The organism is Pseudocitrobacter sp. 2023LY-00077 (assembly GCF_055796175.1).
In genome coordinates, this window is the sequence record NZ_JBSPEI010000017.1 from 34980 (window position 1) to 50906 (window position 15927).

The 15927-nt window shown below is 43.4% G+C and carries 17 protein-coding genes; 16 read left to right on the forward strand and 1 reads right to left on the reverse strand.

Annotated features, from left to right (window positions below; genetic code table 11):
* Positions 1–4 precede the first annotated feature (4 nt).
* The 15 genes from ACWWFX_RS19770 (at position 5) to ACWWFX_RS19840 (ending at position 14249) form a co-directional block, all read left to right on the forward strand.
* Positions 5–241, forward strand: coding sequence for a hypothetical protein (locus tag ACWWFX_RS19770; RefSeq protein ID WP_473224575.1), 237 nt, complete (start codon positions 5–7; stop codon positions 239–241).
* 22 nt (positions 242–263) lie between these two features.
* Positions 264–989: a DUF4150 domain-containing protein gene (locus tag ACWWFX_RS19775; protein ID WP_473224576.1), complete on the forward strand. Its 726-nt coding sequence runs from the start codon at positions 264–266 to the stop codon at positions 987–989.
* A 263-nt stretch (positions 990–1252) separates the two neighbouring features.
* Positions 1253–2170 carry a phospholipase effector Tle1 domain-containing protein gene (locus ACWWFX_RS19780; RefSeq protein WP_473224577.1) on the forward strand — a complete coding sequence of 306 codons (918 nt, stop codon included), beginning with the start codon at positions 1253–1255 and terminating at the stop codon, positions 2168–2170.
* Positions 2167–2832, forward strand: a complete 666-nt coding sequence (locus ACWWFX_RS19785) for a DUF2931 family protein (RefSeq protein ID WP_473224578.1) — start codon at positions 2167–2169, stop codon at positions 2830–2832. Before ACWWFX_RS19780 ends, ACWWFX_RS19785 begins: the two co-directional genes overlap by 4 nt.
* A gap of 88 nt (positions 2833–2920) precedes the next feature.
* Positions 2921–4051 (forward strand): DUF4150 domain-containing protein, encoded by a 1131-nt coding sequence (locus ACWWFX_RS19790; protein ID WP_473224579.1) that lies wholly within the window; start codon positions 2921–2923, stop codon positions 4049–4051.
* A 10-nt stretch (positions 4052–4061) separates the two neighbouring features.
* A complete protein-coding gene (locus ACWWFX_RS19795; RefSeq protein WP_473224580.1) occupies positions 4062–4997 on the forward strand; it encodes a type VI immunity family protein in 936 nt (311 codons plus the stop codon).
* Positions 4998–4999: 2 nt separating this feature from the next.
* Positions 5000–5908, forward strand: a complete 909-nt coding sequence (locus ACWWFX_RS19800; protein WP_473224581.1) for a hypothetical protein — start codon at positions 5000–5002, stop codon at positions 5906–5908.
* A 134-nt stretch (positions 5909–6042) separates the two neighbouring features.
* Positions 6043–7068: a DUF2169 family type VI secretion system accessory protein gene (locus tag ACWWFX_RS19805; protein WP_473224582.1), complete on the forward strand. Its 1026-nt coding sequence runs from the start codon at positions 6043–6045 to the stop codon at positions 7066–7068.
* On the forward strand, positions 7065–8096 hold the full coding sequence (locus tag ACWWFX_RS19810) for a hypothetical protein (protein ID WP_473224583.1): 1032 nt from the start codon (positions 7065–7067) through the stop codon (positions 8094–8096). Before ACWWFX_RS19805 ends, ACWWFX_RS19810 begins: the two co-directional genes overlap by 4 nt.
* A gap of 14 nt (positions 8097–8110) precedes the next feature.
* A complete protein-coding gene (locus ACWWFX_RS19815; protein ID WP_473224584.1) occupies positions 8111–10537 on the forward strand; it encodes a DUF4150 domain-containing protein in 2427 nt (808 codons plus the stop codon).
* A gap of 14 nt (positions 10538–10551) precedes the next feature.
* Complete coding sequence (locus tag ACWWFX_RS19820; protein ID WP_473224585.1) at positions 10552–11364, forward strand: T6SS immunity protein Tli3 family protein; 813 nt, start codon at positions 10552–10554, stop codon at positions 11362–11364.
* Entirely contained in the window at positions 11357–12232 is an 876-nt protein-coding gene (locus ACWWFX_RS19825; RefSeq protein WP_473224586.1) for a T6SS immunity protein Tli3 family protein, read from the forward strand. Before ACWWFX_RS19820 ends, ACWWFX_RS19825 begins: the two co-directional genes overlap by 8 nt.
* Positions 12225–13037, forward strand: a complete 813-nt coding sequence (locus ACWWFX_RS19830) for a T6SS immunity protein Tli3 family protein (protein WP_473224587.1) — start codon at positions 12225–12227, stop codon at positions 13035–13037. Before ACWWFX_RS19825 ends, ACWWFX_RS19830 begins: the two co-directional genes overlap by 8 nt.
* Before the next feature lie 349 nt (positions 13038–13386).
* Positions 13387–13866 (forward strand): hypothetical protein, encoded by a 480-nt coding sequence (locus ACWWFX_RS19835; RefSeq protein ID WP_473224588.1) that lies wholly within the window; start codon positions 13387–13389, stop codon positions 13864–13866.
* Positions 13863–14249: a putative T6SS immunity periplasmic lipoprotein gene (locus ACWWFX_RS19840; RefSeq protein WP_473224589.1), complete on the forward strand. Its 387-nt coding sequence runs from the start codon at positions 13863–13865 to the stop codon at positions 14247–14249. Before ACWWFX_RS19835 ends, ACWWFX_RS19840 begins: the two co-directional genes overlap by 4 nt.
* 225 nt (positions 14250–14474) lie before the next feature.
* Here ACWWFX_RS19840 and ACWWFX_RS19845 read toward each other — a convergent pair whose 3' ends face one another.
* Positions 14475–15245, reverse strand: a complete 771-nt coding sequence (locus ACWWFX_RS19845; protein ID WP_473224590.1) for an amidohydrolase — start codon at positions 15243–15245, stop codon at positions 14475–14477.
* Between the two features lie 183 nt (positions 15246–15428).
* Here ACWWFX_RS19845 and ivy point away from each other — a divergent pair, with 183 nt between their 5' ends.
* Complete coding sequence (gene ivy / locus ACWWFX_RS19850; RefSeq protein WP_223145812.1) at positions 15429–15875, forward strand: Ivy family C-type lysozyme inhibitor; 447 nt, start codon at positions 15429–15431, stop codon at positions 15873–15875.
* The last annotated feature ends 52 nt before the right edge of the window (positions 15876–15927 follow it).

Below are 15927 nucleotides of genomic sequence, written 5' to 3' on the forward strand. Positions count from 1 at the left end.
AGTAATGCAGCAGACATTATTAAAAGAAGTACTATTCAGCGAAAATGAAACGAAGGACGAAAAAAGATCGGCCATCCCGGAAGAGCTTATTTTTACAGCACAACAGAAAATCACGCTGAGTTGTGGTAAATCGCAGATTACACTTTACCCAAACGGGAAGGTGGTGATTAAGGGGGATTATATCCTCAGTGATGCGGAAGGCGTGAATAGACTGTCAGGTGGACGAGTTGAGGTAAATTAATTCGCATCAGGGATGGCAAAATATGATAACTGTTAATATCAATGGATTAACGCTATGTCACAAGGGGAGCGGTGGTGTCAGCCATAATACTTTGCCGGACGTTTGTAAAACACCGGGAGAAGGTGTTCCGGTTCCGTATGAGAATGAGGCTTATTCGAGTAACCTGGTGAAAGGCACCGTCAGCGTATTTGCAGACGGTGGAAATATGATCGCAAATGTCGGTTCACAGTTTGCAAGGAGCGTATTTGATGAGCCGGGAAGTATGGGAGGGATAAAATCGGGAACAAACAAGGCTGAAACGGACTGGATATCACATTCATTTGATGTTTTTTTTGAGAAAAAACCAGCGTGCCGTTTGACAGATAAACTGTTTATGAATCACCAGAACACGGTGAATATGGCAGGGTTGAATCAGGCTTTTCTTTCAGAAGACTATGATAAAGAGTCTCAGTCTGAAGATAGCATAAACAAGGAAATTTCACTGACAATCGGCGTGTTTTTTGATGGTACTGGGAATAATGCCATTAATGTTGAAAATATGATTGCAGCATGTGACAGAGAAAATTTTGACATCAATAGTCAGGATGCACAATCAATTCTGGAAGAATATGCTAAAAATAATATGGGTTTTCTTCGCTCGAGTCAGGTAGCCATACTTGCTATTATACCAATATTCATTGGTTATACACTTTATACGGTCAGTTTGTCGACAGCTCTACTAATAATTCTCAGACCTCAATCTATATAGAAGGGATAGGAACCGAAAGCGGAAAACCTGATAACCCAATTGGTCTTGGGCTTGGTGAAGGCGATACTGGTGTTCTGGCAAAAACTGATGAGGCCGTATCCCTTATTACGAATACCATCCAGAAAAATCTGAGGGGAGTCAATAGGGTAAAAACACTGCAATTCGATATTTTCGGTTTCAGCCGGGGGGCAGCGGCAGCACGCCATTTTGCCAACCGTATATATCACAGCGATCCGGCAATTATAAAAGCCATTGAACAGGGAATGACGGGGCGACAATATGATGGTGCTCCGTCGGGAAAAACTCGCTTTATTGGAATTTTTGATACGGTTGCAGCTATCGGCACACCGCTTAATGGGATGAACCCACATAATGCTGATACGGGAGATGTGGATTTAATTCTTCATTCTGGTATTGCTGAAAAAGTATTTCATATTGTTGCTCAGCATGAGTGTCGCTTCAATTTTGCCCTTAATAGTGTGAAACCCGCCTGGCCAGAGTTAATGTTACCCGGCGTTCACAGTGATATTGGTGGCGGTTACTGGCCGCTGGAGGTCGAAAATTATTTTCTGACCCGCCCTCAAGGCGAAACAGTTCCATTGAATCAACCTGATGGGGATTCGCACGTCTATCAACGAATTTTTGACGAACTCAGACAGATGAGCAAGTCCCCGGCAATAGCCCCCATATTACGTACTAATGATGTCACGGCCAGAGTCTGGAACAGTGATAAGGTTCCATCGGATCACAGAGGCAATCTGCAAAAGAGAACATTTGCTGCACTGACAATGTCTGAACGGCAGGTAAAAAATAGTTGGTCAGCAGTTATATTTCAGGTGATGCTGGATGCAGCTATTGAGGCTGGATGTGTTTTTTATCCAATTGGTGATAACAGGGCTTTATTGATTCCGCATAATTTACAACCATTCTGCAATAAAGCACAGGCAATGGGAAAGTCAGTCCGAAACGGACAGGTTGTTGCAGGTTTTACCACGGACGAACTGGATATTTTAGCAAAAGATTATATACACTGCTCTGCAAACTGGAACAGCATAAAAATGGATGCACAGAAAAATATTTCCGGAGGCACTGAGGCTCTGGAGTTGATTTTTGCTAACCGGCCTGATGAGCGATGGTTGAGAACAATTTATGATATGAATGGTCTTCAGAGGTACATATGAAACGAGTTTATTTATTTATATGCCTTATCATCCTGGTCGCTTGTCACTCTCCCCAGAAAACATCTGCGTTTAATCAGGGGAATTACACATTGCCGTTCAATCAATGGGGTTTTGTTTTTTTTACGCCAAAATTTCTTCGTGCTCTGGTCACTGATGCTATCGTAGTAGATACTACTGGCAGAATGTACCGTTTCCATACTCTCGATATGTCCGGGGATGACTTGGATAGCAAAGGAACCTGGAATAAATTTTATAATGGTCATTATTTTTTTAACACGGTAAAACATCCTGCGCCGCCTCAATATATTGTTTTTTGCTGGGACTCCTGGGTAGACAAAAAGCATTATGAAACCAGTATGTTCTTCCTTGAACCTGTATGGCGCCGGATGATGACACCAACTGGTCATAAAACGTATCTGGGAGAAACATACTGGTACGATACATTACTTATTGGTTTGGCCCCGGGAGGGACTGTCAGAGTCTGGTTCCGTGATGTTGAACAATATCCGAATGTTCCTGTTCAGCCAACAAACCTGAAAACTTTGTCCGGAGATAAACTGAATGTTTGCAAAGGAATATCTCAGAATATATTTTCAAAGGACATGGCTCCGGATACTGCGGAATTTATAAAAGGGAAGAAATATCCTTATGGAGAATGGTGAGGAGTATTATTAATTAATTTTTATTCTAAATATCTGATTGGCGATATATATAGAAGTCATTATATTTTAACCCAAGGAAGGCAAAGACATGATAACTGTTAATATCAATGGATTAACGTTATGTCACAAGGGTAGCGGAGGAATTAGCCATAATACTCTGCCGGACGTTTGTAAAACACCGGGGGAAGGTGTTCCGGTTCCGTATGAGAATGAGGCTTATTCGAGTGACCTGGTGAAAGGCACCGTGAGTGTATTTGCAGACGGTGGAAATATGATCGCAAATGTCGGTTCACAGTTTGCAAGGAGCGTGTTCGATGAACCGGGAAGTATGGGGGGAGTACGCTCAGGAACAAATAAGGCTGAGACAGACTGGATATCACATTCGTTTGATGTGTTTTTTGAGAAGAAACCAGCGTGCCGTTTGACAGATAAGCTGTTTATGAATCACCGGAATACGGTGAATATGGCAGGGGAACAACAAGGAGCATTGGCACCACCTCTTGATAAGCAATTATTAAAAGAAATATGTGAAGTCATTTGTGAATGCAAAGATGCGCTCAAAATGTCTTTTATGGAGATTAATTTGCGTCTGGAATTATTTTTGAGCGAGGTGCTGGGCATTGATAGAAGTGATATTTTAGAGTTTTATAATTTTAATGAGTATAATAACAGACAACATTGCTTTGCTGCTAAATACAATGAAGAACCCTATGATGAATTTCGTGGTGGGAGATCAATAGATCCATCTAAATTAACCGAAGTTCCATATGAAATATATCCGCCACATAAACTTATTAAGGATGATGGTTTTTTTAAGAGGAAAACTAAAGGAGGTGCAACTGCTCCAGCAGGAAAAACGGATGCGTTGAAAAAATCTAGAGAATTAGGGGCTGGAAAAGTTGTTATATGGGATTTGGTTGTTTTGCTAGACCCCACAAAAGAGGCTGAGTTAAGTAATGTAAAACATATTATTGAAATAAAATTTGAAGGTGATACTGCTACAAAAAATCAACAAAGAGCAAGAAAAGAAGTACTTGTACAAAGTAAATTAACATTTATAGAAGAAAAACGATGTGGATGTAAGCCTGATGATGACGAGGATAAGGAATCGCAGGGTAATGCCATCAAGCTCTTAATAATATTAATATTATTAAGAGGTCGTAAAATACCAAAAATACCAGGCCCACGTCCTCGTCCAGCGCCGGTTCCACTGCACTGAGGTATATAATATGAATATTGAAGATTTTACTCTTGAGTTTAATGGTGTAAAGTGTATCACACCTTGTTTTTCTATAGTTTTGTACTCAAACATTGATATTAATGAAAATATTTATAATATAAATGGGGTTATCAATCCGTATAATGTTTTTATTAATGAATTCATGGGGGAACTTGACTGGTGTATTTATTCCTTCAATCAAGTTCGATCCGTTAAATCAAAGTTGGATCACTTCTCATTATATAGTGAATGGCTATCAAATCCTAAGAAAAGGTGTAAAGGGAATTTTACTCTTGAATTTAGATCTGGGCGAACATCTGAAGAGTGGAGTCCTCCTGGTATTTTTATAAATTATGAAAGATATAATGATACTACATTATTGCTTACAGAAATGGCATTGCCAGTGGAATGGTTGAAAAATAATGATATTGTTACATACATCAAAAAAATTATAAAAGACTATCCTCTCTCTTATGGCTATGCTGGATGGTCACTATTGCAAAACCCCTATTCAGTTGACCTGGAGTCATTAATCGATGGTTATTTAAATGCTTGGTTATTGCGATATCCTGGATTATTAGCACCACTACCTAGTAGTTTTATTCCTGTAGCAGACAAGACACTCCCTGATATTGGATGGATTACATTGCTCGATGAAAAGTATTTCGAATTAATAGGCGGTAGAAATGAGGTTATTTCTAAAATTAATGAAGTAGAAGACTTGAAAAGTGAAATTGTAGATGGAAATTTGATATTAACGATAGGTGAAAAACCCATCATTGGCGATATTAATAATGGTGATTTTCTACCATTATATTGTGATGCGGGTAAAATTCTGTCGCCTTTACACAACGGTGATCTAATTTATGAACGCGCAATTTTACCTGGCTTCAGTAAAGATAGAGTATCAGGGAAAAAGTGGGTTAATAGATTCTTCGGTAAATAGTTATGACTCAGTTAAATATTCCTTTCAGTAAAAATATATCCATGATACCCACTCTTGATATATATGCATTTCATTATCCTTGTGAGTTTGTTGATGTTTTTGATGGCGTCATTACCATATTAAAGCGCAATGGAATTATGACTATATGGAAAGAGTCTGTTTTTTTCAATAGAAATGGCATGAAAACTTTTATCCCCAATAGCTACATTGAACTTATTGATATTTTAAAGCAAGGTTGTCTGGAGTCTATCCGTAGTGCTCCCGTTACACTCATCATGCCATGTAATATAAATGAGCTTAATTTTGATGGTTTTCACCTCACTATTTCTATTTCTAATAATACATTTCATGATGAGCCATCCATACTTACCATAAGGATAATGTCAAGTGTTAATGATGTGACTGTTTGGGAAAAACTATCAGATATTATGAGTGAAATATCTAATCTGTTAAGTTATAGGTTCCATTTTTCAACGCTTGGATTTGGTTTTTTTTCGACAATGAATATTAATTCTTTTCAAGAAATGAAATTTTCTAGTTTCAGGTATCTCGGCGGGGTATTATTTGATCCATTATGTACAAATTCAATGGATCTTATATATGGGTTGCGTAGTATAAGTTGGAAGATTCTTATTTCAAGCCATTCCTTATTGGAGTGGGGGGCGAAAGATATTTTAGATAGTACTGAGCACTCTGGTGATAATGTTTTTTTTCAGACAGGAAAAATGGCTTCTATATGTGATAGGAATTCTTTGGAGCGTGGGATGAAAGAGTATATGGAACTAAACAATAAATTGAAAAGTGTCATTTATACTCCGAAAAATGATTGGCTGCCAGGTATAAACAATGATAAATATGAACGTTGGGCAAGACGATGGGATGAGATAAAAGTAATTAATAATGCACTTTAAAAACCTTCTTTATTGAATGTGATGGCGTTTTTGAGAATATTACGTAAATAAGAGTGGTGATGGTTTATTAGACTTGAGGTTTTTATGTCAGTATAAAATAAACAAAATATTCCCACTCAATAAAGGAGATGTATATGTGGCAGATAAACAACCGGACTGCATATTCCGCAAAAGGATCTTGGGTTCGTGGCAGGCAGGGGGAAGAAATCTGGACTGTGGCAATAAAAGCAACCTGGGATATACGTCCTGACGGAACGACAACATTATCAGAAACCCAGCAGCAAGTTAATGCCGGGCCAATGATACACTCCGATGGCAAAACACTGTTATACGATACCGACCTTGGTCCGGGGAAAAATGCCACAGATATTATTCTGAATGGACATGCCATTGTACCGGATGGAAAATTTGCTACCTCTGTGCCTGTAGGACTGAAAGTTGGCAGCGTTTCCCGACTTGCCAGGGTTTATGGCGACAGAGTATGGGACGGTAAACGGTACAAAGAGCCGCACCCTTTCAATAAAATGCCCATTAGTTATAACAAAATGAGCCGGGGCGATTATTTTCCTGCTTATAAGAGTGATTTTAACCCGGCAGGTATTGCCGTTAGCACAGAACCTGAAATCTGGGTATCTGCTTTGCCCAATATTGAATTTTATGGCGATGAAACGATACCGGGATTTGGTGCATTACCCCGCCACTGGCCGGGACGGCTGCAATTTGCCGGGACATATGATGACCGCTGGCAGAAAGAGCAGTCGCCGTTACTGCCCGAAGATCTGGATGAACGCTACTGGCAGTGTGTACCTGCACCATTATATGCCGGAGGACAACTGAAAGGGGGAGAGGTGGTTTGCCTGGGGAATCTTACGCCACCTGGTTACGGCAACAATGGGCTGTTGATTTTTGAGCTTCCTCGCATCGTTCCTGCATTCCGGACACTGTTTTATGACGGGAGTGTGCGGCATCACCATGGCCGACTGCACACGGTTATTATTGAACCTGATTTTCCCCGCGTCAGTATGCTCTGGCACAGCGCATTGCCCTGTCATCATCTGGTGAACCAGCTCGAATCCACAACGGTTTCAGAAAAACGGCGGCTGTTTATCAGGCCAAAAGCACTTCCCGGACACTTTCCTGAATGGGAGGCATTACTGTGACAGCTATTATTTCAGCGTCCTGTACTTTTCCTTCTGGTCCTGAACTTCCGCTGGCGGATATTGCCCATCGTTTGCAGTTTTCTCTGGTGAGGAAACATCCTCTGTGTGTGGACAGTTGTGGTTATCCGATTAAAGCCAGTTATTTTCCTGACATTATTTATGCTTCCCCGGAAGAACGGTTCCGGCAACTGACACAGCAGGTACTGACTGAGCTGATGGAGCATCAACCTGCGCTCAAAACAACGCTGCAACCCCGGCGGATATGGCTGTTGCTTCCTTCTCTGGACCGGCCAGGAATGGTCCCGGATGTGATAACGGTTGTCAGGGACACCATTGTGATGTGTACGGGATGGATACACAGTGAAATTCAGATCTTGCATGGTGGACAGGCGGAAATAGCGACTGCACTGGAGGTTATCCGGCAAAGTCAGCAGGGTGCCATTGAAATTCTGTTAGCCGTGGACTCCTGGTTGCCGCCTGCTTCACTGATGTGGCTGGAGCAAGAGAATTTATTACACGGTTCCCAACGCTATTTTCAGGGAACAATACGCCCCAACCCTTATGGGCGAATTCCTTCAGAGGGTGCTGCTGCTCTGGCATTAATAGCATCAACATCTGATATTTCTCCCTGGTGCTTTATTCGCGGCTCAGGAATGGCTGATGAATCCGTTACATACCATGACGAGGGGGTGTGTCTGGGAAAAGGGCTGATTCAGGCAGCATTAGAGGCTCTGGATGTCGCCGGGACAACACCAGTCATGAATGTAGTCAGTGATGTTAATGGTGAGCCATATCGTGCTGATGAACTGGGATTTACTTTGCTGCGGTTGAGTGAAGACCTGGATAAAGACTACCAGCGAGAGACGCCGGTTCTGGCAAGTGGTGATTTAGGCTCTGCCAGTCTGCTGGCTCATATCGCTTTAGTTGCGTGGAGCATGCGCAATACCGCTGTGCGTGCTGACACGCTGATATTGTCCAGTTCGGATGATAAACGACGCGGCGCCGTAGTTATTTCGCGCGAGTTATAACAAGAGAAAGCAAAATGATAACCATCAATATTAATGGATTAACACTGTGCCATAAGGGCAGTGGTGGTGTCAGCCATAATACCTTGCCAGATGTGTGTAAAACGCCGGGGGAAGGCACACCGGTTCCCTATGAAAATGAAGCGTATTCCGCCGACCTGGTAAAAGGTACGGTCAGCGTGTTTGCCGATGGCGGCAATATGATAGCTAACATGGGGTCGCAGTTTGCGCGCAGTGTGTTTGATGAACAGGGCAGCATGGGGGGAGTAAAGTCGGGAACCAACAAAGCTGAAGCCGAATGGATAAGCCACTCATTTGATGTATTTTTTGAGGGAAAACCTGCCTGTCGTTTGACTGATAAAATGTTTATGAATCACCGGAATACGGTCAATATGGCGGGAGAACAGCAGCCCTGTCTTGCCCCATGTCCGGTGCTGGAGGAAAAATCTCGCCTTCCTCCACCAGAGGATAAAAACAAGGATAAAGAACCCGCCATGCCCTGCATTGTGATACTGGTGCATGGTGTGAATGACGTCGGGGAAGCGTATCAGAATCAGGATGAAGGTCTCTGCCGGGGGCTAAACAGACGGCTGGGACGCAATGATTTACAGCCACATACATGGCAGTCGGAAAAACACATGATTTCGGATGTGGAGGGTAAGGTCGCCCGTTCGCCAGTTATCCCTTTTTACTGGGGATATAAACCGGTTGAGCATTCAGAATGGGAAAAAGACCAGAAACGTTACCGCGATGAGCTGGATCATAAACATGACGACACTGATCTGGCCTATGATACTTATCAGCAGGATGACAAGAATATCATCCACGCCCATGCCGACGAATCCATTGATAATCTGAATAACTGGCTGGATAAAGAATGCGATAATACCAAAGGTGGCGGCACGTTTGCCAATGCCACTACTAATATTCCCGATATGTTTGGCCCGGGAGCTAACGGTTTTGCGCTGGGGCTGGTCGGGGAATTTTCCCGTTCATTTATGAATGAGGGAGACTGGAGCCACCCTATTTACAACAACCCTCACCGTATTTACCAGGCCTATGCTGCCCGTCGGCTGGCGGATTTGATTATAGCAATTCGGCAGAATAAAAAAACAGAAACAGACACCATTAATATTGTGGCCCACAGCCAGGGAACAATAATTACCATGCTGGCCAATATGTGGGTAAAAGCGGAAGGCTTTACACCTGCGGATTGCGTCATTCTGAATCATTCCCCCTACTCGCTGGAGAACCGCTGGCTGGAGAATGCACAACCGGGGAATCAGCAAACCGATGCTGCACGGCAGCAGACACTGGCACATTTTTGTGCTCTGATGGCACAGAATTCGCTTTATCAGCAGGGGGCCGGGTCACATACAAAAGGGTATATTCAGAAGCTGACGGATACCGGCTGTCTGTCACCCATAGCAAACTGGGATGACCCGCAGTTCAACCGCAATAACTTTGGGATGGTATATAACTATTTTTGCCCCAACGATCATGTTGTTTCTATGACGCCCATCCAGGGGTTTGGCTGGCGTGGCGTACCGGATAAAATCCGTGCCGGGCTGGGACATAATTTCTGGCAGCGGGTGTACTGTAAAGGAATAACCGTTGGCGACAAAAATGGGTACCATTTTTCGATGCCTGAAAAACACTGGGATGATCCGGATATTCCTGCAACCTGCGAGAAGTACAGCTACAGTGATGTGACAATCAATGCCCCGACGTTGCCGATGCCGTTTGTTTTTTTACTTCAGGCTCAGGCGTCAGGATATAAAACAAAACTGGCGGGTAACGACCCGGCAATTTGTCGTGCAGCCATTAAAGCCGAATATTTTAAAACAGAGTCAGTGGATTTACCGGATAAAGACCCTTTCCGTTATTTACATGATGGACAGGTCCTTAATGCCAGCCAGCTTAATGAGTTGAAAATCACTTTCGAAATAGAAGAACCCATTCGGGGTGTGGTTCAGGGCGACTATGGTCCCGGTCAGAAAGCGAATGTGACGCGATATCTTACAAATAAGGAACTGGAAGAAATGATGGGTAATACGGTATTGAGCCAGCATTCTTCAATCGTGGGCAGTAAATATGTACCGGAAATGGCAATGACTTTCGACTTGGCCATCGGGGAGTGTAAGGCATTTGAGGATACCGAATTCTGGCGTGACTTGTTGTTGCGGGCTGACTGGCGTAGAGAGAAGAATCCTGATGCTATAGTGAAAAAATATTATCAACAAGGATTTTTACCACCTAATGTCAAACCACTTATGAACAAACCCGAGCGTCCTCACGGAATGCCTTCAGGTGAATACGGTGTGGTTAATGATTACGGTCCCCGGACGCGAAAAGAATCTACCGGAACCAGAGATATCAATGGCAAACCAGAAACAGTGGAAAAGACGGTGCTTCAGTGGGATATGCCGAAACCGCTGGTCTAGAAGGAGATTCGTTTATGAAAGCAAAAAGGATCCTTATTTTAACGGGAGTGTCGTTGTTAATTGCCTGTCACGCCGTTTCAGGAAACCGACAACCGCCGACACAGGTAGTTTATCGTTTTGACGACCATCGTTATCTGGAACTGACGGGATTTAATTGCGAAGGAGGGCTTATTTATAACGACACAGTAAAAAATATCCACAGCGTAATTTATGACATATCAGACGGATACCGGATCTTTACAAAAAAATTTATTCACTCATCTAAGCGTTATATCGTTATCCCTCAATACGATGACAGTAGTAGTTTTTTAATTTCTAAAGATTATGGAAAAACATGGCAAGGCGCGCGTTTTTCACCGGGAGGTGGGGCAGATCCTTATGGGAAAAGAATTCCTGAACGAACAGATAGCTTCGGGACAACCTATGTTGCAGGGGAAAATACTAATCCATTATACCAGGATGTAGTTTCACTTACTGTCGTTAACGACCAGGGATTCATGCTGACTAAATGGGGAGACCTGTATATAAGCTCAAAACCGTTTGACGACCCCCGACTTCAACCGGGAGGAGGAGGTATCCCCTATACTTATAAAGATTATGACGGAATACCGCAGCATGATCGCCTGATGCCAGGTACCTCGGGTCTGAATTGGGGAGAAGAATACACCTCATGGAATTCAGTAGATGGTTCTGAGCACTGGTCAACTGATGCACACAAACCCAACTGGCAGGGCATTCCCAATAAAGTCCCGGAAGTGAAAAACTACACAGGCTGGGATCATATGCGCTGCGATCCGGAGCTGGGGTTGAAGGAAAAAGATGAATAAATTCTATTATACAATAGTGGAATATGCAGAAACCGCAGGCCTGAATGGAACCTGGTTTGTAAAAGTAAAAAGGCTTCTTATCTTAACGGGAGTGTCGTTGTTAATTGCCTGTCACGCTGTTTCAGGAAACCGGCAACCGCCGACACAGGTGGTTTATCGTTTTGACGACCATCGTTATCTGGAACTGACAGGATTCAATTGCGAAGGAGGGCTTACTTATACCGACACAGTAAAAGATATCCACAGTGAAATTTATGAAATATCAGACGGATACCGGGTCTTTACTAAAAAATTTATTCACCCATCTGAGCGTTATATCGTTATCCCTCAATACGATGACAGTAGTAGTTTTTTAATTTCTAAAGATTATGGCAAAACATGGCAAGCTGCCCGTTTTTCACCGGGAGGTGGGGCAGATCCTTATGGGAAAAGAATTCCTGAAAGAACAGATAGTTTCGGAACAACCTATGTTGCAGGGGAAAATACTAATCCATTATACCAGGATGTAGTTTCACTTACTGTCGTTAACGACCAGGGATTCATGCTGACTAAATGGGGAGACCTGTATATCAGCTCAAAACCGTTTGACGATCCCAGAATGCAGCCAGGAGGCACTGGTATCGATTATATCATCGAGGGAGTTAAACACCATCTCAATCCCAGAGACAATGGTACCAGCGATAACAGTTACTGGGGGAAGCACTACACATCATGGGCATCAGTTGATGGACCCGATGCCTGGTTAACATTTTCCGAGGAAACTAACTGGAAAAATATCCCCAATAAAGTCCCGGAAGTGAAAAACTACACAGGCTGGGATCATATGCACTGCGATCCGGATCTGGGCTTGAAGGAAAAAGATGAATAAATTCTATTATACAGTAGTGGAATATCCAGAAACCGCAGGCCTGAATGGAACCTGGTTTGTAAAAGTAAAAAGGCTTCTTATCTTAACGGGAGTGTCGTTGTTAATTGCCTGTCACGCTGTTTCAGGAAACCGGCAACCGCCGACACAGGTGGTTTATCGTTTTGACGATCATCGTTATCTGGAGTTGACGGGATTTAATTGCGAAGGGGCACTCTGGTACACTGATACCCAGAAGGAAATACATACTGAGGTTACCAGCCAGTTTTATCGGGTTTTCACCAGAAAATACGTTCATCCATCGGAGCGCTATATTTCTATCACTTACTGGGATGTGTCTGGATTTATCATTTCAAAAGATTATGGCAAAACCTGGCAAAATGCACGTTTCAGTCCCGGAGGGGGAGCAAAGCGGTATGGAGCATCCTACCCTGTCATGGAAGAGGTCGAGTCTTTTACCGTCGTTAATGACCAGGCTTTTTTGCTGACGAAAGAGCATGACCTGTATATAAGCTCAAAACCGTTTGACGACCCCCGACTTCAACCGGGAGGAGGAGGTATCCCCTATACTTATAAAGATTATGACGGAATACCGCAGCATGATCGCCTGATGCCAGGTACCTCGGGTCTGAATTGGGGAGAAGAATACACCTCATGGAATTCAGTAGATGGTTCTGAGCACTGGTCAACTGATGCACACAAACCCAACTGGCAGGGCATTCCCAATAAAGTCCCGGAAGTGAAAAATTACACCGGCTGGGATCATATGCGCTGTGATCCGGACCTTTGGGAACGAAAAAATGAATAAATTTAATTATTCTTTTGTGAAATATCACTGAAATAGTGAGGGGGAATATATTTAATCTCATACAAAGTTAGAAACCAGAATATATTAATTGATTCGGTTTTTATAACGAATGTTGTCGTTAGGGATTTTGATGAAGTTTTGCGATTTAAACAAATAGCATATCTACCTCTTCGTTTCTTATATTTTATTGTGTATAGTAGGTAACCCTATAGGTTAAATGAATATATTTTTAATTTAATCTTATCACAGATAACCACTCTTGATTAATTTATATTTGAGATTTTGCAATATGATCTATAATTCGAGTAAAGGCTCTGAAGGTTCTCTGCGTAGATTAACGCCAGGAGAAATGAAAATGCTTATGGATGTTTTTGGCAATAATATTAACTCCTCTATAATATGGGTAAGAAAAGAGAGTGCCCTTCCCTTTGGGCTTCAATTTGATAACTATGGTATGACTCCCTTGGGCGATCTTTATGTTCGAGATACACTCTATAGTGACGATTACTCTCTTGAGCAAAATCATAATAAGCATTTTTTTGTGCATGAAATGACTCACTCTTTCCAGTATCAACATGGCATGGCGGTTTGGTTGAGGGGCCTTGCAAGTTGTGTAGCCGGGTATATGTATAAACTTGAAGCCGGGAAATTATTTTCTGAATTTAACATGGAGCAACAAGCTTCAATTGTGGCTGATTACTATTATTTGAAAAATTTCGGGGGGAAGGCGTTTTTCAGCCTGGCAGATAGGAAGTATATTGGAGTTATCGATGCCAACACAATGATGTTATTTCAGAAAACATTAATCGGTTCAGGGGTGTCACTATGAAGTGCTTATGTATATTTTTTCTTACATTTGTGCTCACGGGCTGTATTTTTCCTCATAAATTACCTTACTCCACGGCATCAGTATTCGTTAATGATGATAAGATCTGTGTATCTGTATTAGAAAAGGATTTAATTTTAAAAGAGGAAATTCTCTCAATAACAGTCTATGAATATGGACAAAAACATGAGCTGTTTAAAAAAAGTTATCTCAATTCTAATGATAGTATCAATCTTATTTCAGGGCAATGTATTAAGGATTTGTATTCATTCTCATATGAAATAGGAAAAGGATATACTGTATTAATACGTACTCCTTTACATCTATATGAGTCAAAATTTATCGTGTGGAATGCGTTGGGCAAAGTGGCTATTAAAATGATGTAGCTTATCTAAGCACGTCCTATCAACTCATGTTTATTGCAATATTAAATTAATGCCAGTAATCAGGTACGAGGTTTGACATAGTAGATAATCCTGGCCGTCTGGTCTGCTTAAGACCAGAGCGGATGAGAATTTAGTATTAACCGATGCGGTTGTATTGTTCAGATAAATCCCCTGCGAGCTCAAGAAAAATTACCAGTGGAATCTTACTGGGGTGTCTTTTCTGGCTCACCCCAGCCCAAACCCATCCGCATCCCGCCATGCCGGAAACTTCTCTCTATACTCCCGCAACGCCGTCATCGACAGCTCAGCATCAATGCGCGTCGCCTGGTGTGCGTCGGCGGTGGCGATAATCTCGCCCTGTGGGTTAATCACCCGGCTGTCGCCGCGGTAGTGGTGGCCGTTGCCATCGGTGCCGACACGGTTACAGCCTGCGACGTATGCCTGATTCTCAATCGCGCGGGCGACCAGCAGCGCCTGCCAGTGCAGGGAACGCGGTGCAGGCCAGTTGGCGACGTACAGGGCGAGGTCGTAATCGTCGCGATTGCGCGACCACACCGGGAAACGCAGGTCGTAACATACCAGCGGCAGAATGCGCCAGCCGCGCCATTCAAACACCACGCGTTCGTTGCCCGCTTCATAATGATGATGCTCATCCGCCATGCGGAACAGATGGCGCTTATCGTAAAAATGCACGTTACCTTGCGGTTCGACCAGTAAAAAGCGATTCACCGGGCCGCGATCGGTTTGTAGTGCCGCGCTGCCTGCAATCAGGGCGTTGGTACGTTGTGCCTGCTTCTGCATCCACGAAATCACCTCCTCCTGAGAAGGCGACTGTTTCGCGGCTTCCATCGCAAAACCGGTGGTAAACATCTCCGGCAGGACGATGACATCGCGCCCGCTAATCTCTTCCAGTTGACGATCGAAATGGCGCAGGTTGGCAGGGCCATCCATCCACACCAGCGGTTGCTGCAAAAGCGTAATTTTCAAACCAGGCACGGCGGTCAACTCCTTTATTGCAGGGGGATTTTATAACTTTAACACCTTATCAGGCTGTTGCCGTGCTGCGGAATATTTCGATAAAAAAAGCTGTTATTGGAAATATCTGATTTGCATTTGGCTAGCTTGCCGCTCACTCTTAAGGGGATGAACAACAAGGGCAGGATAAGCCCGGGAGGAATGATGTATAAGGCAATAACCGCTGTCGCTGCGCTGGTCTTTGCAACCAGCGCTATGGCGCAGGAAGACTTGACGATCAGCAGCCTGGCAAAAGGTGAATCGACCAAAGCGGCGTTCAACCAGATGGTGAAAGGGCATAAGCTGCCGGCATGGGTGGTGAAAGGGGGAACGTATACCCCTGCGCAAACCGTTACGCTGGGTGATGAATCTTATCAGGTGATGAGCGCATGTAAGCCGCATGATTGCGGGACCGAACGTGTGGCGGTGCTGTGGTCTGAAAAGTCTAAGCAGATGACCGGCCTGTTCTCGACCGTTGATGAAAAAACGTCGCAGGAAAAATTAACCTGGCTGAACGTGAATGATGCGCTGTCTATTGACGGCAAAACGGTGCTGTTTGCAGCGTTGACCGGCAGCCTGGAAAATCACCCGGACGGGTTTAATTTTAAATAATCGGTTAGTTTGAGCCTGGAAACCATTGCCCGGTGGCGCTGCGCTTATCGGG

Coding starts and splice junctions, on each gene's coding strand:
- ACWWFX_RS19820 (WP_473224585.1), top strand. CDS start 10,552: ATGAAAGCAAAAAGGATCCTTATTTTAACGGGAGTGTCGTTGTTAATT.
- ACWWFX_RS19840 (WP_473224589.1), top strand. CDS start 13,863: ATGAAGTGCTTATGTATATTTTTTCTTACATTTGTGCTCACGGGCTGT.
- ACWWFX_RS19830 (WP_473224587.1), top strand. CDS start 12,225: ATGAATAAATTCTATTATACAGTAGTGGAATATCCAGAAACCGCAGGC.
- ACWWFX_RS19785 (WP_473224578.1), top strand. CDS start 2,167: ATGAAACGAGTTTATTTATTTATATGCCTTATCATCCTGGTCGCTTGT.
- ACWWFX_RS19780 (WP_473224577.1), top strand. CDS start 1,253: ATGACGGGGCGACAATATGATGGTGCTCCGTCGGGAAAAACTCGCTTT.
- ACWWFX_RS19825 (WP_473224586.1), top strand. CDS start 11,357: ATGAATAAATTCTATTATACAATAGTGGAATATGCAGAAACCGCAGGC.
- ACWWFX_RS19805 (WP_473224582.1), top strand. CDS start 6,043: ATGTGGCAGATAAACAACCGGACTGCATATTCCGCAAAAGGATCTTGG.
- ACWWFX_RS19790 (WP_473224579.1), top strand. CDS start 2,921: ATGATAACTGTTAATATCAATGGATTAACGTTATGTCACAAGGGTAGC.
- ACWWFX_RS19775 (WP_473224576.1), top strand. CDS start 264: ATGATAACTGTTAATATCAATGGATTAACGCTATGTCACAAGGGGAGC.
- ivy (WP_223145812.1), top strand. CDS start 15,429: ATGTATAAGGCAATAACCGCTGTCGCTGCGCTGGTCTTTGCAACCAGC.
- ACWWFX_RS19800 (WP_473224581.1), top strand. CDS start 5,000: ATGACTCAGTTAAATATTCCTTTCAGTAAAAATATATCCATGATACCC.
- ACWWFX_RS19795 (WP_473224580.1), top strand. CDS start 4,062: ATGAATATTGAAGATTTTACTCTTGAGTTTAATGGTGTAAAGTGTATC.
- ACWWFX_RS19815 (WP_473224584.1), top strand. CDS start 8,111: ATGATAACCATCAATATTAATGGATTAACACTGTGCCATAAGGGCAGT.
- ACWWFX_RS19835 (WP_473224588.1), top strand. CDS start 13,387: ATGAAAATGCTTATGGATGTTTTTGGCAATAATATTAACTCCTCTATA.
- ACWWFX_RS19770 (WP_473224575.1), top strand. CDS start 5: ATGCAGCAGACATTATTAAAAGAAGTACTATTCAGCGAAAATGAAACG.